The 23,376-nt window shown below is 63.9% G+C and carries 23 protein-coding genes; 9 read left to right on the top strand and 14 right to left on the bottom strand.

Going from position 1 to position 23,376, the window contains the following annotated elements:
• Positions 1-8 precede the first annotated feature (8 nt).
• The 5 genes from LNV28_RS14740 to LNV28_RS14720 form a co-directional block, all read right to left on the bottom strand.
• Positions 9-743: an amino acid ABC transporter ATP-binding protein gene (locus LNV28_RS14740; protein ID WP_263518867.1), complete on the bottom strand. Its 735-nt coding sequence runs from the start codon at positions 741-743 to the stop codon at positions 9-11.
• A 114-nt stretch (positions 744-857) separates the two neighbouring features.
• A complete protein-coding gene (locus tag LNV28_RS14735) occupies positions 858-1,523 on the bottom strand; it encodes an amino acid ABC transporter permease (protein ID WP_263518869.1) in 666 nt (221 codons plus the stop codon).
• Positions 1,520-2,209 (bottom strand): amino acid ABC transporter permease, encoded by a 690-nt coding sequence (locus LNV28_RS14730; RefSeq protein ID WP_263519164.1) that lies wholly within the window; start codon positions 2,207-2,209, stop codon positions 1,520-1,522. Before LNV28_RS14730 ends, LNV28_RS14735 begins: the two co-directional genes overlap by 4 nt.
• Before the next feature lie 166 nt (positions 2,210-2,375).
• Entirely contained in the window at positions 2,376-3,272 is an 897-nt protein-coding gene (locus tag LNV28_RS14725) for a transporter substrate-binding domain-containing protein (protein WP_263518870.1), read from the bottom strand.
• Positions 3,273-3,412: 140 nt separating this feature from the next.
• The gene (locus tag LNV28_RS14720) at positions 3,413-4,339 is read right to left on the bottom strand and encodes a LysR family transcriptional regulator (protein WP_263518872.1); all 927 of its coding nucleotides are present in this window, start codon (positions 4,337-4,339) and stop codon (positions 3,413-3,415) included.
• Between the two features lie 228 nt (positions 4,340-4,567).
• Between LNV28_RS14720 and LNV28_RS14715 the strand changes: the two genes are divergently transcribed.
• Positions 4,568-5,218, top strand: coding sequence for a PEP-CTERM sorting domain-containing protein (locus tag LNV28_RS14715; protein ID WP_263518873.1), 651 nt, complete (start codon positions 4,568-4,570; stop codon positions 5,216-5,218).
• A 114-nt stretch (positions 5,219-5,332) separates the two neighbouring features.
• Here the strand turns inward: LNV28_RS14715 and LNV28_RS14710 are convergent, their stop codons facing one another.
• Positions 5,333-7,159 (bottom strand): ABCB family ABC transporter ATP-binding protein/permease, encoded by a 1,827-nt coding sequence (locus LNV28_RS14710; RefSeq protein ID WP_263518875.1) that lies wholly within the window; start codon positions 7,157-7,159, stop codon positions 5,333-5,335.
• 209 nt (positions 7,160-7,368) lie between these two features.
• Between LNV28_RS14710 and LNV28_RS14705 the strand changes: the two genes are divergently transcribed.
• Positions 7,369-7,809, top strand: a complete 441-nt coding sequence (locus LNV28_RS14705; RefSeq protein ID WP_411910618.1) for an acyl-CoA thioesterase — start codon at positions 7,369-7,371, stop codon at positions 7,807-7,809.
• 25 nt (positions 7,810-7,834) lie between these two features.
• Positions 7,835-8,977 (top strand): NAD(P)/FAD-dependent oxidoreductase, encoded by a 1,143-nt coding sequence (locus LNV28_RS14700; RefSeq protein WP_263518877.1) that lies wholly within the window; start codon positions 7,835-7,837, stop codon positions 8,975-8,977.
• 17 nt (positions 8,978-8,994) lie between these two features.
• Here the strand turns inward: LNV28_RS14700 and LNV28_RS14695 are convergent, their stop codons facing one another.
• The 8 genes from LNV28_RS14695 to LNV28_RS14660 form a co-directional block, all read right to left on the bottom strand.
• A complete protein-coding gene (locus LNV28_RS14695; protein WP_263518880.1) occupies positions 8,995-9,759 on the bottom strand; it encodes an enoyl-CoA hydratase in 765 nt (254 codons plus the stop codon).
• A gap of 61 nt (positions 9,760-9,820) precedes the next feature.
• A complete protein-coding gene (locus tag LNV28_RS14690; protein WP_263518882.1) occupies positions 9,821-10,366 on the bottom strand; it encodes a DUF1569 domain-containing protein in 546 nt (181 codons plus the stop codon).
• Positions 10,366-11,580, bottom strand: a complete 1,215-nt coding sequence (locus LNV28_RS14685) for an acetyl-CoA C-acyltransferase (protein WP_263518884.1) — start codon at positions 11,578-11,580, stop codon at positions 10,366-10,368. Before LNV28_RS14685 ends, LNV28_RS14690 begins: the two co-directional genes overlap by 1 nt.
• Before the next feature lie 17 nt (positions 11,581-11,597).
• Positions 11,598-12,098, bottom strand: coding sequence for a DUF4442 domain-containing protein (locus tag LNV28_RS14680; protein ID WP_263518886.1), 501 nt, complete (start codon positions 12,096-12,098; stop codon positions 11,598-11,600).
• 136 nt (positions 12,099-12,234) lie between these two features.
• A complete protein-coding gene (locus LNV28_RS14675) occupies positions 12,235-14,631 on the bottom strand; it encodes a 3-hydroxyacyl-CoA dehydrogenase/enoyl-CoA hydratase family protein (RefSeq protein WP_263518887.1) in 2,397 nt (798 codons plus the stop codon).
• Between the two features lie 119 nt (positions 14,632-14,750).
• Positions 14,751-15,185, bottom strand: a complete 435-nt coding sequence (locus LNV28_RS14670) for a DUF2147 domain-containing protein (RefSeq protein ID WP_263518889.1) — start codon at positions 15,183-15,185, stop codon at positions 14,751-14,753.
• A 71-nt stretch (positions 15,186-15,256) separates the two neighbouring features.
• A complete protein-coding gene (locus tag LNV28_RS14665; RefSeq protein ID WP_263518890.1) occupies positions 15,257-17,047 on the bottom strand; it encodes an acyl-CoA dehydrogenase C-terminal domain-containing protein in 1,791 nt (596 codons plus the stop codon).
• A gap of 37 nt (positions 17,048-17,084) precedes the next feature.
• Positions 17,085-17,831, bottom strand: a complete 747-nt coding sequence (locus tag LNV28_RS14660; RefSeq protein WP_411969979.1) for a TetR/AcrR family transcriptional regulator — start codon at positions 17,829-17,831, stop codon at positions 17,085-17,087.
• A 341-nt stretch (positions 17,832-18,172) separates the two neighbouring features.
• Between LNV28_RS14660 and LNV28_RS14655 the strand changes: the two genes are divergently transcribed.
• The 6 genes from LNV28_RS14655 (at position 18,173) to LNV28_RS14630 (ending at position 23,366) form a co-directional block, all read left to right on the top strand.
• Positions 18,173-18,730, top strand: coding sequence for an HNH endonuclease (locus tag LNV28_RS14655; protein WP_263518892.1), 558 nt, complete (start codon positions 18,173-18,175; stop codon positions 18,728-18,730).
• Between the two features lie 155 nt (positions 18,731-18,885).
• Positions 18,886-19,371: an outer membrane lipoprotein gene (locus LNV28_RS14650; RefSeq protein ID WP_263518894.1), complete on the top strand. Its 486-nt coding sequence runs from the start codon at positions 18,886-18,888 to the stop codon at positions 19,369-19,371.
• A gap of 274 nt (positions 19,372-19,645) precedes the next feature.
• Complete coding sequence (locus tag LNV28_RS14645) at positions 19,646-20,326, top strand: hypothetical protein (protein WP_263518896.1); 681 nt, start codon at positions 19,646-19,648, stop codon at positions 20,324-20,326.
• Positions 20,327-20,367: 41 nt separating this feature from the next.
• Positions 20,368-20,733: a response regulator gene (locus LNV28_RS14640; protein ID WP_263518898.1), complete on the top strand. Its 366-nt coding sequence runs from the start codon at positions 20,368-20,370 to the stop codon at positions 20,731-20,733.
• Positions 20,734-20,793: 60 nt separating this feature from the next.
• Complete coding sequence (locus LNV28_RS14635; RefSeq protein ID WP_263518900.1) at positions 20,794-21,126, top strand: STAS domain-containing protein; 333 nt, start codon at positions 20,794-20,796, stop codon at positions 21,124-21,126.
• Positions 21,117-23,366, top strand: a complete 2,250-nt coding sequence (locus LNV28_RS14630; RefSeq protein ID WP_263518902.1) for a chemotaxis protein CheA — start codon at positions 21,117-21,119, stop codon at positions 23,364-23,366. The genes LNV28_RS14635 and LNV28_RS14630 overlap by 10 nt, the downstream gene beginning before the upstream one ends.
• The last annotated feature ends 10 nt before the right edge of the window (positions 23,367-23,376 follow it).

Genomic DNA, 23,376 nt, shown 5'->3' with positions numbered 1-23,376 from the left:
GGCCCGGCTCAGTGCTGCAGGATCTTGGCCAGGAAGTCTTTGGCGCGCGGTGAGCGCTCCTCGGGTTTGCCGAAGAAGTCCTCGCGCTTGCAGTCTTCGACGATCTTGCCAGCGTCCATGAAGATAACGCGGCTGCTGACCTTTTTGGCGAAGCCCATCTCGTGGGTCACGCACATCATGGTCATGCCTTCCTGGGCCAGCTTGACCATCACGTCGAGCACCTCGCCGACCATTTCCGGGTCCAGCGCCGAGGTGGGCTCGTCGAAGAGCATGACGATGGGGTCCATGCTGAGCGCGCGGGCAATGGCCACGCGCTGCTGCTGGCCGCCGGAGAGCTGACCCGGGAACTTGTCCTTGTGCGCCGACAGGCCGACGCGGTCCAGCATCTTGAGGCCTCGGGTCTTGGCCTCGTCGGGCGTGCGGCCCAGCACCTTGATCTGGGCCAGAGTCAGATTCTCGGTCACGCTCAGGTGCGGGAACAGCTCGAAATGCTGGAACACCATGCCGACGCGCGAACGCAGCTTGGGCAGATTGGTCTTGGGGTCGGCCAGCGAGATGCCGTCGACGACGATGTCGCCCTTCTGGAAAGGCTCCAACGCGTTGACGGTCTTGATCAGGGTGGACTTGCCCGAACCCGAGGGGCCGCAGACCACCACCACCTCACCCTTTTGAATGCTGGTGGAACAGTCGGTCAGCACCTGGAAGCTGCCGTACCACTTGGAGACGTTTTTGATGTCGATCATCGATGAACTCCTGATTGTTTGAGCGTGCACAGCTCAAACGGTGCCGGGCCGCCCCAAACCGTTTGAGTGCCCCCTCGGGGGGCGGTGGTGTACGCACCGCCGGGGGCTGCATGTTTAGCGGATGATGGCGATCTTCTTTTGCAGGCGGCGCACCAGCATGGACATGCCGAAGCAGATGGCGAAATAGACCGCCGTGGCCACCAGATAGGTCTCGACCGGGCGATTGAAATTGCGCCCCGCGGTTTCAAAACCCTTGAGCAGGTCATAGGCGCCGATGGCGTAGACCAAGGAGGTGTCCTGGAACAGGATGATGGTCTGGGTCAGCAGCACCGGCAGCATATTGCGGAAGGCCTGGGGCAACACCACCAACTGCATGGTCTGGCCGTAGCTCATGCCCATGGCGTAGCCGGCATGGGTCTGACCCTTGGGCACGCTCTGGATGCCCGCGCGCATGATCTCGGCGTAGTAGGCTGCTTCAAACAAGGTGAAGGTCAGCACCGCTGAAATCTCGGCACCCAGCGGCCGGCCGATGACGAAGGGGATCAGCAAGAAGAACCACAGAATCACCATCACCAGCGGAATGCTGCGCATGGTGTTGATGTAGGCGGCGGCCGGCAGCGCCAGCCAGGGCTTGCCGGACAGACGCATCAGGGCCAGCACCGTGCCCAGGGCGATACCTCCCACCATGGCCACCAGAGTCAGCTGCACCGAGAAGTAGAAGCCCTGCAGCACATAGCTGCCGATCACGCCCCAGTTGAGAAAGCTGAAATCAAGATTCATTGGGCGCTCCCCACCATGCCGGGCACGCGGGCACGCAGTTCAATGACACGTGCCAGGGCGAAGACGGCGATCGAGGACACAAAGTACAGGCCGGTCACAGCCAGATAGATCTCGATGCCGCGCGAGGTTTCTTCCTGGGCCTGGCGAGCAAACATGATGAGCTCGGGCACCGACACCGCAAAAGCCACGGCCGAGTTCTTGACGATGCCCATGGCCTCGCTGGTCAGCGGCGGGATGATGATGCGCAGGGCCACCGGCAAGAGCACATAGCGGTAGGTTTGCGGCAGGGTCAGGCCCATGGCCAGGCCGGCATTGCGCTGGCCACCGGGCAGACTCTGGATACCGGCCTTGACCTGCTCGGAAATGCGCGCCGAAGTGAAGAAGCCCAGGCCCAGCACCACCAGCAAAAAGCTGGGGACGGTCTTGAGCACAGGCACCAACTCTGGAATCACAAAGTACCAGAGGAAGACCTGGACCAGCACCGGAATATTGCGAAACAGCTCGGTCCAAGCATCGCCGATCAAGACCAGTGCGCGGCTGGGCGTGGTGCGCAGAATGCCGACCAGCAAGCCGAAGAACAGCGCCACGATCAAAGCCAGGCCGGACACCGACAGCGTCCAGCCCCAAGCCGACATCATCCAATCCAGGTACGTGATCTCGCCCGCATTGCCCATGCAGCGCGGCATCACCTCCTGGTCTATGGTGTTCTTGCAGAACACCTGCCAATCCCAAGTCGTCGCCACAGCAGCTCCCCGATCAGAAAAACAGCGAGGCCACCGGGCGCGAAATCCCGGCAGCCTCGTTCATGAAAACAGCAAAAATCCGTCTGGATTCAGACTGCGCTGCTCACGCTCACTTCTTGGCGTATTCCTCAGCCGGCTTGTCGTTCGGGTGGGCCCAGGCGTTCTTGGTGTTGTCATTGACCGCCATGCCCACCTTGGTGTTGGTCGGCGGGATGGGCTGTTCGAACCACTTGCTCCAAGTCTTGGCGATGTCGCCCGACTTCATCTGGGCCATGATGCTGTCGTCCACGGCCTTCTTGAAGGTCGGATCATCCTTGCGAATCATGATGGCGATCGGCTCGACCGACAGCACTTCGCCGACGATCTTGAAGTCTGCCGGAACCTTGGCCTTGGCGATATTGCCGGCCAGGATGGCGCCGTCCATCACGAAGGCGTCGGCGCGGCCCGACTCCAGCAGCAGGAAGCTGTCGGCGTGGTCCTTGCCGAAGACTTCCTTGAAGTCCACGCCGGTCGCGCGTTCATGCTTGCGCAGCAGCTGCACCGAGGTGGTGCCGGTGGTGGTGGCGACGTTCTTGCCGTTCAGCTGAGCAATGCTGGTGATGCCAGAATTGGCCTTGACGGCGATACGCACTTCCTCGACGAAGGTGGTGACCGCAAACGCCACATCCTTCTGGCGGGTCGCATTGTTGGTGGTGGAACCGCACTCAATGTCCACGGTGCCGTTCTGCACCAGCGGAATGCGGTTCTGCGAGGTGACCGGCTGGTACTTCACGTCCAGCTTGGCCAGGCCCAGCTGCTTCTGCACATCGGCCAGCACCTTCTGGCAGATCTCGACGTGGTATCCCACGTACTTGCCGTCACCGAGGGTGTAGGACAAGGAGCCGGAAGACTCGCGCACACCCATGGTGACGCTGCCGCTGTCCTTGATTTTCTTCAGCGTGTCCTGAGCCTGAGCCAGGCCGGTGGCTGCGAACAGGGCGAGTACAAGCAGGGATTTCTTGTTCATGAATGAGCACTCCAGAATCAAAAGACTTCAGTTGCGGGAAGGAGAAAAGCGGCGGCCGCAGGCGATGACAGAGCAGACCACGTGCAGGGCAGCAGCCAAATACGTGTTTTTACGAAGGCCCCGACAGCAATCGCGGGCACTCAGACGATTTTCTGATGCTGGGTGAGGAAGTCCCAGAGCGCCTGCACACCTGGTTTGCTTCGCCGGCACAGCTCAGGCCGCTCGCGGTAGATACGCAGCTCCATGGTCAGTTCGAACTGTCCCGCAGGCGCGGCCTGCACCAAGCGCTGAGCGTGAAGCTCTTTCTTGACCGAACTGGCCGGCAAGAAGGTCAGCCCGTGCCCCTCCAGCGCCATGGCCTTCAGGCCCTCGGCCATATCGGTTTCGTAAATGGCGTCCAGATTCAAGGGCAAGGGCGAGGCCTTGACGATCAACTCGACCAAGCGGCCCAGGTAAGCGCCCGAGGCATAACTAAGAAAGGGGATCTTCTGGCCCGGATGCCCGGGCAGGCGAAACATGGGTTCGCCATGGGCGTCGGCGCGGGCATAGGCCGCCAGCGTCTCGTGGCCCAAAGAGGCCATCTGATAGCGCTCGGGATCCAGCTGCAAGGGCTGGCTGGCATGGTGATAGACGATCAGCAGGTCGCAATTGCCTTCGCTGAGCTGCAACATGGCGTCATGCACATTCAGGGCATTGAGCCGGCACTTCAGGGCACCAAAGCGCTGGCGCAGATCCATCAGCCAATGGGGGAAGAAGCTGAAGGCCAGAGAATGCGGCACGGCAAACTCAATCATGTCCTGCCCAGCGGACTGGTGGCTGCGCAACATATTGCGCGTCGCCTGGAGATTCCCCAAGATCTCCACGGCCTGCGCCAGCAAGGTTTCGCCGGCCCCCGTCAGCCGCGTGGGGTAGGAGGAGCGATCGACCAGATCTACACCGGCCCAGGCCTCGAGCGCCTGAATGCGGCGAGAGAAGGCCGGCTGGGTGACATGCCGAAGCTGAGCCGAGCGCGAAAAGCTGCGCGTCTCGGCCAAGCTGACGAAATCTTCAAACCACTTGGTTTCCACGGATTCAGTGTAGCCGCGCCGGCCGCCCCCCATGAAAACCCTCTGCCGCTTGAATTTTCGGGCACGCAGCCCCCTCAAGTGGAGGGGGCCGGGTCATGCCATCCGCGCATGTCTGTGATTACAGTCGAGCCCAGGGGAAAACGGACACCACGGTAGCTTCGCAGGATGCAGCCGTCACCCGGCATCACTGCAACTCACTACCCATCAATCAAATCAACGGGATAGGTTATGAACGCTCTCAAGACACTGGTGGCATCTGCCGTGCTGGCCCTTGCTGCACCGGCCTTCGCAGGCACCGTGATTCCTCAGCTGACGTTTGAGACGATCGGCGATATGACGAATCTGAGCCAAGCAGGCAACAACCCTTACGCTGGCCTCGGCATCGGCTTTTCCGGCAATGCATTCGGAATTCGCAGCGCTCGCGATGCCGGTGGCTCGGGCAACTTTTTCCGCGATCCGATGAATCTGGGCGCTCTGGCGATGTTCAACGACAGCCCGACGCAAGAGAACGTGCTGACATTGACGGTCGCTGAAGGCTTTGCAGATTTCTTCTCGATCGAATACGCGGGCAAGCTCGGCGCCAGCGGGCGAGCTGCAGTCTTTGACGTGCAAGGCAATCTGCTCGGCATGGAGGAATTCAAGGCGCCCGCAGGTTCTTGCCCTAGCAGCACTGATGACCTGTGTGTCTGGGACATTACCAAGTTTGAGTTCAGTGGCGTGGCCTACTCGATCAAGCTGTTCGGAAGCACGGCGAACTACTTTTTCGACAACATCCAACTGGGCCAGCCTGGTTCGACAGTGCCCGAGCCGAGCACCTTTGCACTTGGCTTTGCAGCCTTGGCAGCCCTGGGCTTGAGCCGTCGCCGCAGCACTCGCTGATTTCAATCTGGATGTAGCCCGCCCGTCCAGGGCATGGGGCCATCTCAAACGCCGGACCTGGTAACAGGCCCGGCGTTTTGCTTGCTGCGCGCCGATCTTGTGGACCGTTTCGCCTCAGTCGCTCGACGCTCCACCGGCCTGCTGCAAACGCCACATCCGGGCATAGACGCCCTGAAGCGCCAGCAATGTGGCATGAGAACCGCGCTCGACGATGCGGCCGGCCTCCAGAACCAAAATCTCATGCGCGTCCACCACCGTGGACAAACGGTGCGCCACCACCAGCACTGTCTTGTTCTGTGCGGCGGCCTCCAGCTCGGCCTGAATGGCCCGCTCGTTGCTGGAATCCAGGGCTGAGGTCGCCTCGTCAAAAATCAGCAAGGGTGGGTTTTTCAGCAAAGTGCGTGCAATCGCCACACGCTGCTTCTCGCCACCGCTGAGCTTCAGTCCACGCTCGCCCACCATGGTTTCATAGCCCTTGGGTGTGGCACTGATGAAGCCATGAATATGGGCAGCGCGCGCCGCTTCCTCGACCTCGGCCTGCGTGGCTCCCGGTCGCCCGTACGCGATGTTGTAAGCCACAGTGTCATTGAAGAGCACCGTGTCTTGGGGCACGATGCCAATGGCGCGGCGCAGGCTGGACTGCGTGACCGAGCGTAGTTCCTGGCCGTCGATGGTGATCTGCCCTGAGTCCACGTCATAGAAACGGTAGAGCAAGCGGGCCAGCGTGCTCTTGCCGGCGCCGCTCGGGCCTACCACAGCCACCTTCTTCCCCGCCGGAATTTCGAAGCTCAGCTCATGAAGAATCGGGCGGCTGGGGTCATAGGCAAAACTGACCTTGTCGAAGCGGACGGCGGCACCTGCGACGTGCAACTCGCGAGCATCGGAGCGGTCAGCCACTTCGCGCTCGCGCTCCAGCAAACTGAACATCTTGTCCAGGTCGGTCAGGCTTTGCTTGATCTCGCGGTAGATCACGCCGAGAAAGTTCAGCGGGATGTAGAGCTGGATCATGAAGGCATTGACCATGACCAAGTCGCCGAGGCTCATGGTGCCCGCCACCACGCCGGCCGTGGCGCGCCACAGCATCAGCACCAATGCGCTGGCGATGATCAGCTGCTGGCCGGTATTCAGCAGTGACAAGGTGGACTGCGACTTCAGCTGAGCGCGGCGCAACTTCTCCAAGCTTTCGTCATAGCGCCGCGCCTCAAAGTCTTCATTGTTGAAGTACTTGACCGTCTCGTAGTTCAGCAACGAATCGATGGCCTTGCTATGCGCCACCGAATCGAGTTCGTTGAGCTGCTTGCGGAACTTGGTACGCCACTCGGTCACCGTGATGGTGAAGCCTATGTAGAGCACCAGGGCGCCGAGCGTGATCCAGGCGAAGGATGCGTCGAACTTGAAGGCCAGCAGGCCCAGCACCAAGGCCACCTCGATCAGCGTCGGCACGATGCTGTAGAGCGAATACGAGATCAACGAATGCACGGCGCGCGTGCCACGCTCGATGTCCCGGGTCATGCCGCCGGTCTGGCGCTCGAGGTGGAAACGCAAGCTGAGGTCGTGCAGATGGCGGAACACCTGCAGCGAAATGCTGCGCGCCGTGCCCTCGGTGGCTTTGGCGAAGATCAGCTCGCGCAACTCGGTGAAGAGCGAGGTCGACAGGCGCAAACCGCCGTAGGCGATCAGCAAGCCCAAGGGCAGCACCAGCATGCTTTCGGGAGAGCCAGGCTTGATCGCCAGGCTGTCCACCAGGGACTTGAGCAAGAGCGGCACACCCACATTGCTGAACTTGGCCGCCAACATGAAACCCAGGGCCAGTCCCACGCGCCAGCGGTAGCGCCACAGATAAGGCAGCAGCTTGCGGATGGTGGCCCAATCCGATCGCACAGGGGCCGCCGCGGGTGCGGAAGCCGGGGGGGCTGTCAATGCAGCAGTTCGATCACGCATGTGTTGTCGTCGTCAAAAAGTCGGCAGGCTTCGGCCAAGAGGGGGCGGCCCTGCCGCATCGGGTGTCTGGGCTGGATTCTCGGTGCTTTGCTCGCCAGAGGCCGAGCCATCGCCAAATAGGAGCAGTCGTCCAGCACAGTCGCAGACTCTCCCACCTGCGGCCGATTCGATTGGCGGACAATTCAGACCTTCTCGAACCAGGAAACTCCATGAGCAGCAGCAGTACGCCCACCGACAGCATCCCCGCCGCATCCGCCAACACCGGCGCACCTGCCCTGCCCCGCGAACTGGTGCTGCGCGTGATGCCCATGCCGGCCGATGCCAATGCCAACGGAGACATCTTCGGCGGCTGGATCATGGCCCAGGTGGACTTGGCCGGCTCCGTGCAGCCGGCGCGTTTGTCGCGCGGTCGGGTCACCACTGTGGCCGTCAACGAGTTCATCTTCAAGCAGCGCGTCTCGGTCGGTGATTTGCTCTCGTTCTACTCGCAGATCACCCGCATCGGCCGCACCTCCATCACTGTGCGAGTCGAAGTGGTGGCTGAGCGCAACCCCATGAATCCAGAGGTGGTCAAAGTCACCGAGGCCAATCTGACCTATGTGGCCATCGACGACCAAGGCAAGCCCCGCCCCTTCGCTGAGCAAGCCTGAGCACCAGGACCACATCCGGCCAACCATGGCTTCATCGGTTCTGATCCTCGGCGGCGGCGCCATCGGCAGCGCCGTGGCGGCATATCTGTCCGCGGGCGGATGGAGCGGCGAAATCCGCGTGCTGGAACGCGACCCGAGTTATGCCCAGGCCTCATCGGCCCTGTCGGCCGCCTCGATCCGCCAGCAGTTCTCCACGCCGCTGAACATCGACCTGTCGCAGTTCGGCCTGCAATGGCTGCGCGCCCATCCGGAATGCGGCCTCAGCGAGCAGGGCTACCTCTACCTCGCCGACACGGCCGAGCGCGCCGATGGACTGCGGGCCCTTCATGCCATCCAAACCGCGGCCGGCGCCGACATCGCGCTGATGCCGCCCGCCGAACTGAAGCAGCGCTGGCCCTGGCTGGCCTGTGAGGACCTGCATCTGGGCAGCTGGGGGCGCAGTGGAGAAGGCTGGTTCGACGGCTGGGCCTTGCTGCAGACCTTGCGTGCGCAAGCCTTGAGCCAGGGCGTGCGCTACCTGGCCGATGAAGCGGTGGAGCTGCAGCGAGACAGCCACGGTGCGCTCAGCGGTGTGCGCACCCGACAGGGTCAGGTCGTGCAAGCGGACCTCTATGTGCTGGCCACCGGCGCCTGGTCGGGCAGCCTGGCGGCCACGGCGGGCCTGGACCTGCCCATCAGCGCCAGACGGCGCAGCGTTTACGTCTTTCGCAGCCCCGAGCCTGCGCCGGGCTGCCCACTGCTGATTGACCCGAGCGGCCTGTGGTTGCGGCCGGAAGGGCAGAACCAGTTCATCTGCGGCGGCACGCCGCTGAACGATGCGCCCGGCCTGCCGCTGGACCCGGAGGCCGATCTGTTTGAAGAATCGCTCTGGCCCGCCATGGCCCAGCGCGTGCCGGGATTTGAGAGCCTGCGCCTGGAACGGGCCTGGGCCGGCTACTACGAGATGACCGACTTCGACCACAACGGCCTGGTCGGCGCCCTGCCCGACTGCGCCAATCTGCTGCTGGCCTGCGGCTTCTCGGGCCATGGCCTGCAGCATGCGCCGGGCGTGGGTCGCGGCCTGGCCGAGTGGATACGCAGCGGCCGTTTTGAGACCCTGGACCTCAGCCCCTTGAGCCCGGCACGGCTGGCGGCGAATCAGCCTTATCGCGAGCTCAATGTGATCTGAGCCCGCGGGGCCGGTGCTCAATCAAACTTTGAAAAATCCGGGGCGCGCTTCTGGAAGAAAGCCTGGAAGGCCTCCATCGCCTCGGGAGAGCGCAGCTTGGCGGCGAAGATCTCGGCCTCGACCTTGATCACCTCGTTAAGCTGCTCCTGGCTGTGGCGGCGCATCAGGCGCTTGCTCTCGCGCACGGCACCCGGTGCCAGCGTGTTGAAGCGCTCGGCCACACGGCGGGCATGGGCCACCACCTCGCTGCCCGGCAGCACCGCGTTGGCAATGCCGCAATCCACCGCATCGGGGCCGGTGAAGGGGTCACCCAGCAGCAGCTTCTCGGCCGCCTTGACATGGCCCATCAGGCGCGGCACGACCAGGCTGGAGCCGAACTCGGGCACCAGGCCCAGGCCTACAAACGGCATGGCCAGGCGGGCGTCATCGGCCACGAAGACGAAATCGCAGTGCAGCAGCAAGGTGGTGCCAATGCCGATGGCGGCGCCATTGACGGCGGCGATCACCGGCTTCTCGCAGCCCAGCAGGGCGCGCATGAACTGGAACACCGGCGCATCTTCATCGCGCGGTGGGCGGCTCATGAAGTCGTCGATGTCATTGCCCGAGGTGAAGATAGTGGGCTGACCCTGGATCAACACGGCACGCACGCTCTTGTCGCTGTTGACGGCGATCAGGGCCTCGGCCATGGCTTCGTACATGGCGCCGGTCAGCGCATTCTTTCTTTCGGGGCGGGCGATCTCGATCGTCGCCACGCCATTGACCACTGCCGTCTTGATGCTCATCTCAAACTCTCCTTGCAAGCCCGCCATTGTGCAGGCTTGGGTCTCATGCGGGCGGCTGCGCTCAAGCCGGCGGCTTTAGCTGCTGCCAATGGTTGGCCAGGTGCATCAGGTGGGCACGCTCATACTGCGCCCGTGTCAAATCGCCGTAGGCGAAATGCGGAGCGTAAGCGCCTTGGTGGCTGCTGAAGGCTTCCATGGCATCAAGCAGACGCTGCACCGCCACTTTCAGCGCCAATGCGGGGTCCAGCGCGGCCGCGCCGGGAATCGGCTCATCCAGGCTGTGCGACATGGCGCCACGCGCATCGAACCAGCTCCAGGCGGCCGCACCCGCCGTGGCGCGGAACCAGGCGGGCTTGAGCTCAGGAAAGCCACGCACCGAGAACTCGATGCTCTGCGCCGTGTGCTGCAGCATCTGCACCAGATTCCACTGCGCATTGCCGTGTAGGCGCGGTTCGCCGAACAGCAACTCCAGCACCGCCTCGCGGGCATAACGCCAAGTCTTGAAGGACTGCAACTCGCCGCTGCAGCCCGCCAAGGCGGTGGGGGCCAGCAGCAGCGCGCTGGCGCGCAGAAAACGGCGCCTCGCAGCGCCGTGCGGCCTCGACATCAGAGACGCTCGAGGATGCCTGCGGCGCCCTGACCTGCACCCACGCACATGGTCACCATGCCGTACTTGCCACCGGTCCGGCGCAGTCCGTGGATCACGCTGGCGGCGCGGATGGCACCGGTGGCGCCCAGCGGGTGGCCCAGGGCGATCGCGCCGCCGTTCGGGTTCACCTTGCTGCGATCGAGCACGATGCCCTTGCTGTCCAGGTCGTTCAGCACGGCCAGCGACTGCGCAGCGAAAGCTTCGTTCAACTCGACCCAGTCCAGATCGGCAGCCGTGATACCGGCCAGCTTGAGCGCGGCGGGGATGGCCTCGATCGGGCCGATGCCCATGATTTCCGGCGGCACGCCGCGCACGGCGAAGCTGACGAAACGGGCCAACGGGGTCAGGCCAAAGCGCTTGACGGCGGCTTCCGAGGCCACGATCAGGGCGCCAGCGCCGTCCGAGGTCTGCGAGCTGTTGCCGGCGGTGACTGACCCACGGGCAGCGAACACCGGCTTGAGGCGGGCCAGACCTTCGATCGAGGTGTCCTTGCGCGGACCTTCGTCGATGCTGACGCTGCGGCGACGCTCGATGATGGAGCCATCGGCCAGATTGGGCAGGCGCTCGATCAATTCAAACGGCGTCATCTCGGCAGCGAAGTGGCCGGCATCGATGGCCGCCAGGGCGCGGCGGTGCGACTCGGCAGCGAAAGCGTCCTGGTCTTCGCGGCTGATCTTCCACTGCTGCGCCACCTTCTCGGCGGTCAGGCCCATGCCGTAGGCGATGCCGATGTTCTCGTCACGCTCAAAAATCAGCGGCGACAGCGAGGGCTTGTTGCCGCCCATGGGCACCATGCTCATGGACTCGACACCGGCGGCGATCATCACCTCGGCCTCGCCGACGCGGATGCGGTCGGCGGCCATTTGCAAGGCGGTGATGCCCGAGGCGCAGTAGCGGTTGACGGTCACGCCGCCGACGCTGTTGGGCAGGCCCGCCAGCACCGCACCGACGCGGGCGATGTTCATGCCCTGCTCGCCTTCGGGGAAGGAGCAACCGACGATGGCGTCTTCAATCGCGGCCGGGTCCAGACCCGGCACCTGGGCCAGGGCCGCCTGGATGGCGCGCACCAGCATCTCATCGGGGCGGGTGTTCTTGTAGTAACCACGGCCCGACTTGCCAATGGGCAGACGGGTGGCGGCGCAGATATACGCTTCTTGCACTTGCTTTGCCATGATGTTCAACCAACCTTTCAGTTCTTGGGGGTCTTGGGTATCCAAGCCCAGACAAATTCACATTCAACCGGGTTCACACCGGCCTCATCCGTCACCACCACCGACACGGTGACCTCACCCTTGGGCTCGGCCAACATCAGCTCGCGCTGGGCAGCGCTCAGCGTGGCGCGTGCCCGCATCGCACCGCTGGCGCGCTTCTTGAAATCCACATGCATGGATTTACACAGCGGCAGGCAGTCGTCGCGCACATTCATGCCGACCACCATGCCCGTTGCCGTCTCAGCCAGCAAGCCCATCGCCGCGGCATGAACGCCGCCGATGTGGTTCTGCACCGGCCGTCGATTGGCGATGGCGATCTCCGCCACTTCCGTATCCAGGCGCACAAAGTCCAGCTTCGCCGTTCCCGTGAAGGGCACGGCTCGGCGCAGCGCCAGATTGCGCGCCATCGGCCGCACAGCCGCCGGCCAGGCGTCGAGCTTGGCCAAGGTACGTGCGAGGCGGTTGGGAGCGGAGCTCATCGTGTCGTCAGTGTTTGGGAGGCGTAGCGAGCGGACCCAGGGCTAGGCGCGGGTGCCCGCGAACAACCGGAGCGACCTTGAGGGTCGTGAGGATTGTTCGTGGGCTGCAACGACGCCATGGGTTCGCGCAGTAGCCTCAGTTGCGAACCGGCTTGCCGGTTTGGAGCATGCCCATGATCCGTTCTTGCGTCTTGGGGTGTTCCAGCAGGCTGCAGAAGTGCTTGCGCTCCAGCGACATCAGGTACTCCTCGTCGACCATGGAGCCGGCTTCCACCGCACCACCACAGACCACATCGGCGATCAGGGCGGCCAGATGGAAATCGTGCGCACTGACGAAACCACCGTCACGCATATTGGCCAGCTGGCCCTTGATGGTGGCGATGCCCGAGCGACCGGCCACAGGGAACAAGGCCTTGAGCGGCGGGCGGTAACCCGACTCGAACAAGCCCTTGACCTGGGCGCTGGCCACGTGCAGCAGCTCGTCCTTGTTGGGCACGATCAAATCGCTGTCGAGCAGGAAGCCGTTCTTCTTGGCTTCCAGGGCCGAGGTCGCCACCTTGGCCGTGGCCGCGGTGGTGAAGCCGTCCTTCAGGAAGGCGAACAGGTCGACGCCGGAGTTGCCGGCCGCTGCCATTTCGGCCGCACGGCGGGCGATATAGGTCAGGCCACCGCCACCGGGGATCAGGCCCACGCCGACTTCCACCAGGCCGACATAACTTTCCATGTGCGCGACACGGCGTGCGCAATGCACAGCCAGCTCGGCGCCGCCACCCAGGGCCAGACCGCGCATGGCAGCCACCACCGGGACCTGGGCGTAACGCACGCGCAGCATCATGTCCTGCAGCTTCTTCTCTTCCGGCGCGATGCCCTTGGCACCCGACTTCATGAAGACTGGCATCAGGGCTTCCAGATTGGCGCCGGCCGAGAAGACATCATCCGGGCTCCAGATCACCAGACCCTTGTAGCCGGCTTCAGCGATCTCAACGGCCTTTAGCAGGCCCTCGGTCACGGTCGGGCTGATCAGGTGCAGCTTGGCGGTGATGGAGGCGATGACCACCTCGTTGTCCAGCGTCCAGACGCGCATTTCCTCGTTCTTGAACAGCTCGGTGCCGGCCTTCAGAGGCTCGACGGCACCTTCACCGACCAGACGCTCCGGGAAGGCCTGGCGGGCGTAGACCGGCAGTTCGGCACGGGCCTTGAACTTGCCTTCTGCGGCGCTCCAGGAACCGTTGACGCTGTGCACGCCACCGTTCTCGGCCACCGGGCCTTCGAACACCCAGGCGGGCAGCGGTGCGCTGGCCAGAGTCTTGCCGGCAGCGATGTCTTCCTGGACCCACTCGGCCACTTGCTTCCAGCCGGCGGCTTGCCACAGCTCGAAGGGGCCTTGGCTGCTGCCGAAGCCCCAGCGCATGGCGAAGTCGATCTCGCGCGCGGTGTCGGCCACGGTGGCCAGGTGCACGGCCACATAGTGGAAGCTGTCACGCAGGATGGACCAGAGGAACTGGGCCTGCGGATTGCTCGATTCGCGCAGCAGCTTGATGCGATCGGCAGCCGGCTTCTTCAGCATGCGGGCGACGATCTCGTCGGCCTTCTTGCCGCCGGCGACGTATTCACCGGTGGCGAAGTCCAGGCGCTGGATGTCCTTGCCGACCTTTTTGTAGAAGCCCGCGCCGGCCTTCTGGCCCATGGCGCCCTTCTCGATCAGACCGGCCAGCACTTTGGGCGTGGCGTAGGTGCTGAAGAAGGGGTCGGCCTGCAGCGTGTCCTGCATGGTCTTGACCACATGGGCCATGGTGTCCAGGCCGACCACGTCCGCGGTGCGGAAGGTGCCGCTCGAGGCGCGACCCAGCTTCTTGCCGGTCAGGTCGTCGACCAAGTCCACGGACAGGCCGAACTTCTCGGCCTCAATCATGGTGGCCATCATGCCGGCGATGCCGACCCGGTTGGCCACGAAGTTAGGCGTGTCATTGGCGCGCACCACACCCTTGCCGACGGCGGTGGTGACGAAGCCTTCCAGCTGGTCAATCACTTCCGGACGGGTCGTCGGGGTGTTGATCAACTCCACCAGGTACATATAACGCGGCGGGTTGAAGAAATGGATGCCGCAGAAACGCGGCTTGATTTCTTCCGGCAGCACTTCGCTCAGCTTGGTGATGCTCAAGCCCGAGGTGTTAGAGGCGACGATGGCGTGCGGGGCGATGAAGGGCGCGATCTTGGTGTACAGATCGAGCTTCCAGTCCATGCGCTCGGCAATCGCCTCGATGATGAGGTCGCAGTCCTTGAGCAGCTCGAGGTGCTCTTCGTAATTGGCCTGCTGGATCAGCGCGGCGTCGGCTACATCGCCCAGCGGCGCGGGCTTGAGCTTCTTCAGGCCGTCGATGGCCTTGGCGACGATGCCGTTCTTCGGGCCTTCCTTGGCCGGCAGGTCGAACAGCACGACCGGCACCTTGACGTTGACCAGATGCGCAGCAATCTGCGCGCCCATCACGCCAGCGCCGAGCACGGCAACTTTGCGAACTTGGAATCGACTCACGTACTTCTCCTTGGAAGAGGCTTGGCTTTTTCTAGGGGGCCGGCGCCGCTCTCAGGCACCGGACTCGGGTTCGGGAGGGAACACGCGCGCAGGCGCAGTCCGCTCATCGTGACTTCACTTCACTCGACGCGTTGCCAGACCTGGGTGCGGTAGAAGAAGGCGATGTAACCACGCATCTCCATCTTCTTGCCACCGTCAATCGGTGTCAGGCGCGCCTTGTAGGTCTTGCCGCTGTTGGGGTCCAGGATTTCGCCACCGGTCCAGTGCTCTTTGTCGCTGGCGTCTTGCTTGACGTTACGCAGGATGGTCAGGCCGAGCACCGGCTTGTCCTTGCGTTCGTCAGCGCATTTGTCGCACTTGGCGTCTTGCTTGGCCGGATCGAAGACTTTTTCGATCGTGCCGGTCAGCACACCACCGCTCTCGGTGATGCGGACCAGGGACTTCTCGGTCTTGCCGTCGTCGTCGATGGTCTTCCACAGGCCCACCGGGGTGGTCTGGGCTGAGGCCATTGCGGCAACAAGGCTGAGTACGGCAGCGGCGAACAAGTTCTTCATGGCGTCTCCTGGTTTCGGTATGAAAAGCCCGGCTCTGGCGGCCGGGCTGGGGTGCTAGGTGAACGTATGGCTTAGAACAGCGACTCGTCCATTTCCATCAAAGGCTGCAGACCGGCACGGGCGGTGCGGATCAGCGTGGCCGTTTCCGGCAGCAGCTTCGCAAAATAGAAGCGGGCTGTCGAGAGCTTGGCGCTGTAGAACTTGTCGCCGCTCGCTTGGCGATCCAGCGCCACCTTGGCCATGCGGGCCCAGAAGTAGGCGAAGGTCAGGTGGCCCACCACACGCAGGTAGTCGACCGCCGCAGCGCCCACTTCATCGGGGTTTTGGAAGGCCTTCATGCCGATCTCGGTGGTCAGCTTGGTGACCTTGTCACCCAGATCGGCCAGCGGGTTGATGAACTCCTGCATGGCTTCATTGGTGCCCTCTTCCTCGACGAAGGCGGCGATCTTCTTGCCGAACTTCTTCAGCTTGGCGCCGTTGTCGCCCAGGATCTTGCGGCCCAGCAGGTCCAGAGACTGGATGGTGTTGGTGCCTTCATAGATCATGTTGATGCGCGCGTCGCGCACGAACTGTTCCATGCCCCACTCATGGATGAAGCCGTGGCCGCCGAAGACCTGCATGCAATGCGAGGTGGCGATCCAGCCGTTGTCGGTGATGAAGGCCTTGATGATAGGCGTCAGCAGCGCGACTTCATCGTCAGCGGCCTTGCGCTCGTCTTCGTCATCGCTGGCCAGGGCCTTGTCTAGGGTCACCGCCACATAGGTCGACAGAGCACGGCCACCTTCGGCGTAGGCACGCGCGGTCAGCAGCATCTTGCGCACATCGGGGTGGACGATGATGGGGTCGGCCGCCTTTTCGGGCGCCTTGGGGCCGCTCAGCGCGCGCATCTGGATGCGGTCCTTGGCGTAAGCGGCGGCGTTCTGGTACGCCACTTCGGTCAGGCCCAGAGACTGGTTGCCCACGCCCAGGCGAGCGGCATTCATCATCACGAACATAGCGGCCAGGCCCTTGTTCGGCTGGCCGACCAGGGTGCCGACCGCGTCTTCCAGCACCATCTGGCAGGTCGAGTTGGCGTGGATGCCCATCTTGTGCTCGAGGCCGGCGCAGAAGATGCCGTTGCGGGCACCCAGGCTGCCGTCGGCATTGACCAGGAACTTGGGCACGATGAAGAGCGAGATGCCCTTGGAGCCTTCGGGTGCGTCCGGCAAACGGGCCAGCACCAGATGGATGATGTTCTCCACCATGTCATGCTCACCGGCCGAGATGAAGATCTTGGCGCCGTTGATCTTGTAGGTGCCGTCGGCTTGCGGCTCGGCCTTGCTGCGCAGCAGGCCCAGGTCGGTGCCGCAATGCGGTTCGGTCAGGCACATGGTGCCGGTCCATTCGCCGCTGGTCAGCTTGGGCAGGTAGGTGGCTTGCTGCTCGGGCGTGCCGTGGGCATGCAGGCACTCGTAGGCGCCGTGGCTCAGACCCGGGTACATGGTCCAGGCCTGGTTGGCCGAGTTCAGCATTTCATAGAAAGCCTGATTGACCACCAGGGGCAGACCTTGGCCGCCGTATTCCGGGTCGCAACCCAGCGCCGGCCAGCCGCCTTCCACATACTTGGCATAGGCTTCCTTGAAGCCCTTGGGCGGGGTCACTTCATGGGTGGCCTTGTCCAGCTTGCAGCCTTCCGCGTCGCCGCTGAGGTTCAGCGGAGCCAGCACCTCGGCCGCAAACTTGCCGCCTTCTTCCAGCACGGCATTGATGGTGTCGGCATCGATGTCAGCGTGCTTGGGGCACTGCTTGAGCTCGTCGACGATGTTCAGCACTTCGTGCATCACAAACTGCATGTCGCGCAGCGGCGGGTTGTACTGGGGCATGGTGTGCTCCTGGTTTCGAACGGAAAGGGATAAAGGATCAGGTTCGGCGGCTCTTGGCCGCCGGCTTGGGTGACTGCTCGGGTGAGTTCAAGGCCGCCTCGGCCTGCAAGCCGGCCTCGGTCGCGTAAAACTGGATGGTTCGCTCAAAGCCCACACCGGCACGGTCGAGCGCGCCAGGCTTGCGCATGAAACGGGCGTCGTGGTGCAGAGACAGGATCAGGCCGTGCAGCTCAAACAGAATCTGCTCAACATCGGCATCGGCATGCAGATGCCCTTCCTGCTGCGCCAGCACGATGGCTTTGTGCAGGGCGGCATGCCAGGCCTTGACCATGGCCACCAGGGCATCGCGCACCGGGCCGGGGCGGTCGTCAAACTCGACCGCGCCGCTGATGTAGATGCAGCCAGAATCGATTTCCACCGAAACGCGGCGCACCCAACGCTCGAACAGGGCGCGCAGGCGCGGCAGGCCGCGCGGCTCGCGGATGGCGGTGTAGAACACCTCTTCCTCGAACTTGGCGTGGTACTCCATCACCACAGCGATCTGCAACTCTTCGCGCGAACCGAAATGGGCGAACACGCCCGACTTGCTCATCTTGGTCACATCGGCGAGGGCGCCAATCGACAGACCCTCAAGACCCATGTGTGAGGCCAGGCCCAGAGCCGCCTCCAGGATCACGGCCCGGGTGTGCAAACCCTTCTGCAGCGACCGGGTCACGCGCGCAGGCTTGGCCGCAGGCTCGATGGCCTGGGCAGTGCTGGAGCGGATCGGATCGGCAAGGGCCACGGTCGGGTTCCTGGAGGAAGTGTTTCTATGTTCGGCTTGGCTTGATACCGCCGGCTGGCCCAGAGTGACCCGCCGGCGACGCTTCGCATAATAAAACGAACGATCGTTCTATTTTGCAGAAAGCGCGGCCGTCCAGGCAAGGTTTTCGCCCGGATTTTTAGAGGATTGAGCCTAGGCAGCCATGTTTTTGACCGGCTTGTGACAAGCTAGCCCCGTCTGAGGTTGGCGGTGGCTGGCCAGCCACAGTGCGCCAGCGCGCAGGGCCAAGCGGGCCGTCAGCACAGCAATAACTTGAGTCCGGCACCGTTCTTGCAGTACGCTCCGAGCAGGAGGTTCGCCCCGTGGATGTGCTGCAACTGGATGTCTCTGGCCGGCCGCAGGCCTGGATCACGACCCGTGAAGCGGCCGTGATCTACGCCAGCGACGGCGTGGCCTGGACCCTCGGCCAACCCTGCCAAGTGCTGCACGGCGGCCTGCAGCGCCGCACCGGGCTGCAGTCGCGCATCGAGGTTCACCCCATCATCGCCGTGCGCGGCGCCGTCCCCAGCCGCGCCTGGCGGCAGGCTCCGGCGCTGTCCAACAACAAGCTGTTCGCCCGCGACCGCTTCATCTGCGCCTACTGCGGCCACAGCTTTCACCCGGACGACTTGACGCGTGAGCACATACAGCCCAGCTCACGCGGCGGCGCCGACAGCTGGATGAACTGCATCACCGCCTGCCGCGGCTGCAATGGCCGCAAGGGCAGCCGCATGCCGGAGGAGGCCCATATGAGCCTGCTCTACCTGCCCTATGTGCCCAATCTGCACGAGGACATGATTCTGCGCGGCCGCCGCATCCTGGCCGACCAGATGGACTTCCTGCTCGCCTGCGTGCCGCGCAGCAGCCGTTTGCACGACTGAAGTTCCTGGTCAAGGTGCATGCACCGCGCCCGACAGCCGCAGCAACCGGTACCTATCCGGGCGGCCCATGCCGAACGGATGCCAGCGGTCAACGACTGCACAATGGATCTCGTTGCACCCGCATCCACGTGCAGCATCCAGGAGATACAAAAGCCATGAACAAGTCCCTCATCAGCGCCAGTTTGATCGCCCTCGCCGCCCTGAGCGCCTGCTCGACCACCAGCCCCGACGTGATCCAGCGCAACGAAGCCCAGCGCATGGCCGTGGTCCAGGACGCCACCGTGTTGAGTGTGCGCAGCGTCACCGTTGACGGCTCGCAAAGTGGCGCCGGCGCCGTCACCGGCGGTGTGGTCGGCGCGGTCGCGGGCTCCTCGGTGGGCGGCCGTCGTGAAGGCCAGATCGTCGGCGTGCTCGGTGCCGTGGCGGGCGCAGTGATCGGCAATGCCATCGAACGCAGTTCCACTCGCGAGGAAGCGATCGAAGTCCTGGTTCAGTTGCGCAACGGCGAGCGCCGCTCCATCGTTCAGGCCAAAGCCAATGAAACCCTGAACCCAGGCGAAGCCGTCATCCTCGTGACCACCGGAGGCAAGACCCGCGTCACGCGCGCCCCGCAAGTGCAGAGCGCACCGAGCGCCCACTGAGCCCCAGGGCTGCCGGCTTCGGCCGCTCAGCCACCAACACACAGCCGCCGCCGAGCCCAGTGCTCGCGGCGGTTTTTTTGCGTCTGTGTTCGCCGGGCAACAGCTGAGCGTGATATTCACTTTCCCGGCAAGTGTGGCGATTAGCTTGCTAAATTGCCTCTTTATCCGGCTTGCTTGTGACAGGGAGGCCGGGGAGACTGAATTTCCAGCAAGTCAAAGCGGCCACATCGGCCGTGCGCAGGTGGGCCAGGCCCATTGCAGAAAGGCAGAGCGGATGAGTCACCCCCTCAGAGGCGCCCCCAGGGCCGCACGCAGGCCCGGTCTCCGGGGCGTACTCGATGTGCGTCTGGGTCTGCCCTTGCTGATCTTGGCCCTGCTGTCAGGCTGGCTGATTTGGCAGCGCGACTGGCCGGCTTTGCTGCTCTGCGCCTCCGCAGCCGGCCTGCTCTGGGCACGCCGAGACGCCTATTCCAAGGCCAAGCCCTCACTCGCGACCCCGCCCACACTCGACGCCGGCGTACGCCGGATGGCGACAGCCGTGATCCCCGCTTGGACGCGGCAGCTGAGCGCCATTCAGTCCACCACCCAAAGCGGTGCAAATGAATTGCTGGCCAGCTTTTCCAACTTGATGGAGTTGCAGGACCAGCTCGAAAAAATGCTGGCGCGCCAGGCCACGAGCGAAGAGCTCCAGGCACTCAGCCGGGACATGCAAACACTGAGCGAGCAGGCCATGCACGGCCTGCAGTTCGGCGACCGTTTGGCACAGATGGTCGACATCTTGCGCCTGGACACCGAGCAGTTTCTTGCCCGGATGCCAAGCATGGCTGAAGCGAGCCACAACAGCGCGCAAGACTGGCTGAACGCGCTGGAAACCCGCTTCACCACCGAAGAGCAACGGCAGTTCCACCACGGCCAACCGGCTGCTCCCAAGGCCGACAAGGTCGACTTCTTCTGATTCCATCCATCCGACTGACATTTCCCGAGAGGACCCGCGACATGAGCAAAACCATTCTGGTCGTTGACGATTCCGGCAGCTTCCGCACCGTCGTCAAGCTGGCGCTGCAAAAGGCCGGTTACAGCGTGATCGAAGCGGTTGACGGCCAGGACGCCGTCGGCAAGCTGACCGGCGCCAAGATCAATCTGATCGTCTGCGACGTCAACATGCCGAATATGGACGGCCTGACCTTCCTCAAGCATGTGAAGTCCCTGCCGGCCTACAAGTTCACGCCCGTCATCATGCTGACCACCGAATCCCAGGAAGCCAAGAAGGCTGAAGGCCGCAGCGCCGGTGCCAAGGCCTGGATCACCAAACCTTTCCAGCCCTCGCAGCTGGTGGATGCCGTCAACAAGCTGTGTGTCTGAAGCCTTGTAGCCTGACGTGACTGCGCCCAGGTCTGCTGCGGCGCGTGAAGGATGACGTACATGTCCGAAACACAAGACAGCTCGGCGGCCACAGTCTGGCCGATGGGGCCAGAGTTGACGATCGCCCAAGCCAGCGAGGTCCACCAGAAGCTGCTGGAACTGCTGGCTGAGCTGCAAGGCGATCTGAGCCTGCAGCTCGCCGCGATCACTGAGTTCGACAGTGCTGGTATCCAGCTGCTCCTGTCCGCACGCCGGACCATGCAGCAGCGAGGCGCCCGCCTACAACTGCTGGAGCCCAGTGCCGTGGTCCTTGCGGGCCTGCACTGCTACGGCCTTGACGCACAACTGGAGCCGCAAGCCACGGCCAGCGAGGAGCAAGCACCATGTCCATGAGTGACGACGATGCCGAGATCCTGGCCGTTGCCCGCGCCGGCTTTCTCGACGAAGCGCAAGACATGCTGCGTCAGTTCGAGCAAGGCTTGCTGGTGCTGGAGAGCGACCCTGGCGACAGCGAGAGCCTGAACTCCGCCTTCCGCGCCGCCCACACCATTAAAGGCACGGCCGGCATGTTCGGTTGCGACGCGGTGGTGGCCTTCACCCATGAGGCCGAAACTCTGCTTGAGGCCCTGCGCTCTGGGCAACGCCAGCTTGATGGCACCGTGGTCGCGGCCTTGCTGGAAAGCCGCGACCAGATGGAAGCACTGCTTGAAGAAGTGCGCAGCGGCCAGGAGGACCCGGCGGTGAAAGCCAGCAGCCAGGCGCTGGCGGCCCGGCTGCGCGCCTTGCTGGGCAAGACAGACGCTGTCGAACCAGCCACGCAAGCCCAAGCCATCGAAGAGACGGCCACACCCCTGTCCGCCACGAGCGAAGCGGCGACGCGCAGCTGCTGGCATCTGTCCCTGCGTTTCCAGCAGGACGCCTTGCGCAACGGCCTCGACCCACTCTCCTTTCTGCGCTATCTGGCCACCCTCGGCGATGTGCTGGCGGTGCGGACTCAGGCTCAGGATGTACCGGCACTGGAAGACCTGGACGCCGAAGCCTGCCATCTCGGCTTCGAGGTCCGTTTCGACAGCCCGGCCAGCCGCCAGGACATTGAGCGCGTGTTCGAGTTCGCGGTCGACGACAGCGACGTCCAGATCCTCGCGCCAGGCGCCCCGCCGGCCGAGTTCGAAGCCCTGGCCAGCCTGCGCTGCGGCGACGACGCGGCCGCACGCGCCGCTCTGTTCGATTGCTGGCACGGCATGGGCCTGCGCTTTGAGCTGCGACTGGCAACCGTCGCCGTCGCCGACGAGAAGGACAGCGAAGTCGCTGAACCGCAGCTCGTGCCCCATATCGAGCGCCGTGCCGCCGCGCCCGAACAAAATGCCGCGCGCGGCAGCGACAGGCGCAGCGGTGTCGGTGAGCGCCGCGAAGGCGGCCGCGACCGCCGCGCGGGCGACGAGACACGCTTTGTGCGGGTGCGCGCCGACAAACTGGACAAGCTGATCGACCTGATCGGCGAGTTGGTGATTGCCGGCTCCGGCGCGCAAATGATTGCCCACCTGGAAGGCAACGAGGCCTTGGTGGAAGCCAACTCGCGCGTCATGGACCTGGTGCAGGAAACCCGCGACGGCACCCTGGCCCTGCGCATGGTGCCGATCGGCGAAACCTTCGCGCGCTTCCAGCGTGTGGTTCGCGACGTTTCCAAGCAGCTAGGCAAGGAGGTCGAACTGGTCGTCACCGGCGGCGATGCCGAGCTCGACAAGTCCATGGTCGACGCGATTGCCGACCCCTTGATGCATCTGGTACGCAACAGCATGGACCACGGCCTGGAGGCCCCAGCTGAACGGCTGGCAGCCGGCAAGCAGGCCCAGGGCCGGCTGGCGCTCAACGCCTTCCATGAGGCGGGCTCCATCGTCATCGAGGTCAGCGACGACGGCCGTGGCCTGGCGCGCGAGCGCATCCTGAACAAGGCCATCGAGCGCGGATTGATCACCGAGAACCAGATGCTGGCCGACCATGAGGTCTGGCAGCTGATCTTCCTGCCGGGCTTCTCGACCGCCGAGGCCATCACCGACCTGTCCGGGCGCGGTGTCGGCATGGATGTGGTCAAACGCAGCATCGAAAGCCTGCGCGGCAACATCAGCCTGAGCAGCAGCAGTGGCCGTGGCACCTTGACCCAAATTCGCTTGCCCTTGACCCTGGCCATGATCGATGGCTTCCTGACCGTGGTCGGCGGCGTCAACTATGTGCTGCCGCTGGCGTCTGTGGCCGAGTGCATTGACGTGCCCACGGAGTGCAGCAGCCAAGAAGAAGCCCGCATCAGCGGCACCTTCAATCTGCGCGGGGAGGTTTTGCCCTGGCTGGATCTGGCGCGCTTTTACGGCGTGCAGCCCGACTTCAGCCGACGCCGCAGCGTGGTGGTGGTGCGCGACGGCCCCACGCGTGTGGGCCTGATCGTGGACCGCTTGATGGGCGAGCATCAAACCGTCATCAAGCCGCTGTCGGGCATCTTCCAGCACCTGAAGGCACTGGCCGGTTCGACCATCTTGGGCTCGGGCGAGGTCGCCTTGCTACTGGATGTGTCGGGCCTGTTTGCCGCCGCCATTCGAGACAGCCAGAACAAAAAGTCTCCGTCACACACAAGCCGCTAGCCCGAAGCTG

It is taken from the genome of Paucibacter sp. DJ2R-2 (genome assembly GCF_025717675.1).
Taxonomy (GTDB): Bacteria; Pseudomonadota; Gammaproteobacteria; order Burkholderiales; family Burkholderiaceae_C; genus Paucibacter_A.
Note: the sequence above shows the minus strand (reverse complement) of the source record. Positions and strands in the feature narration are given on the sequence as shown.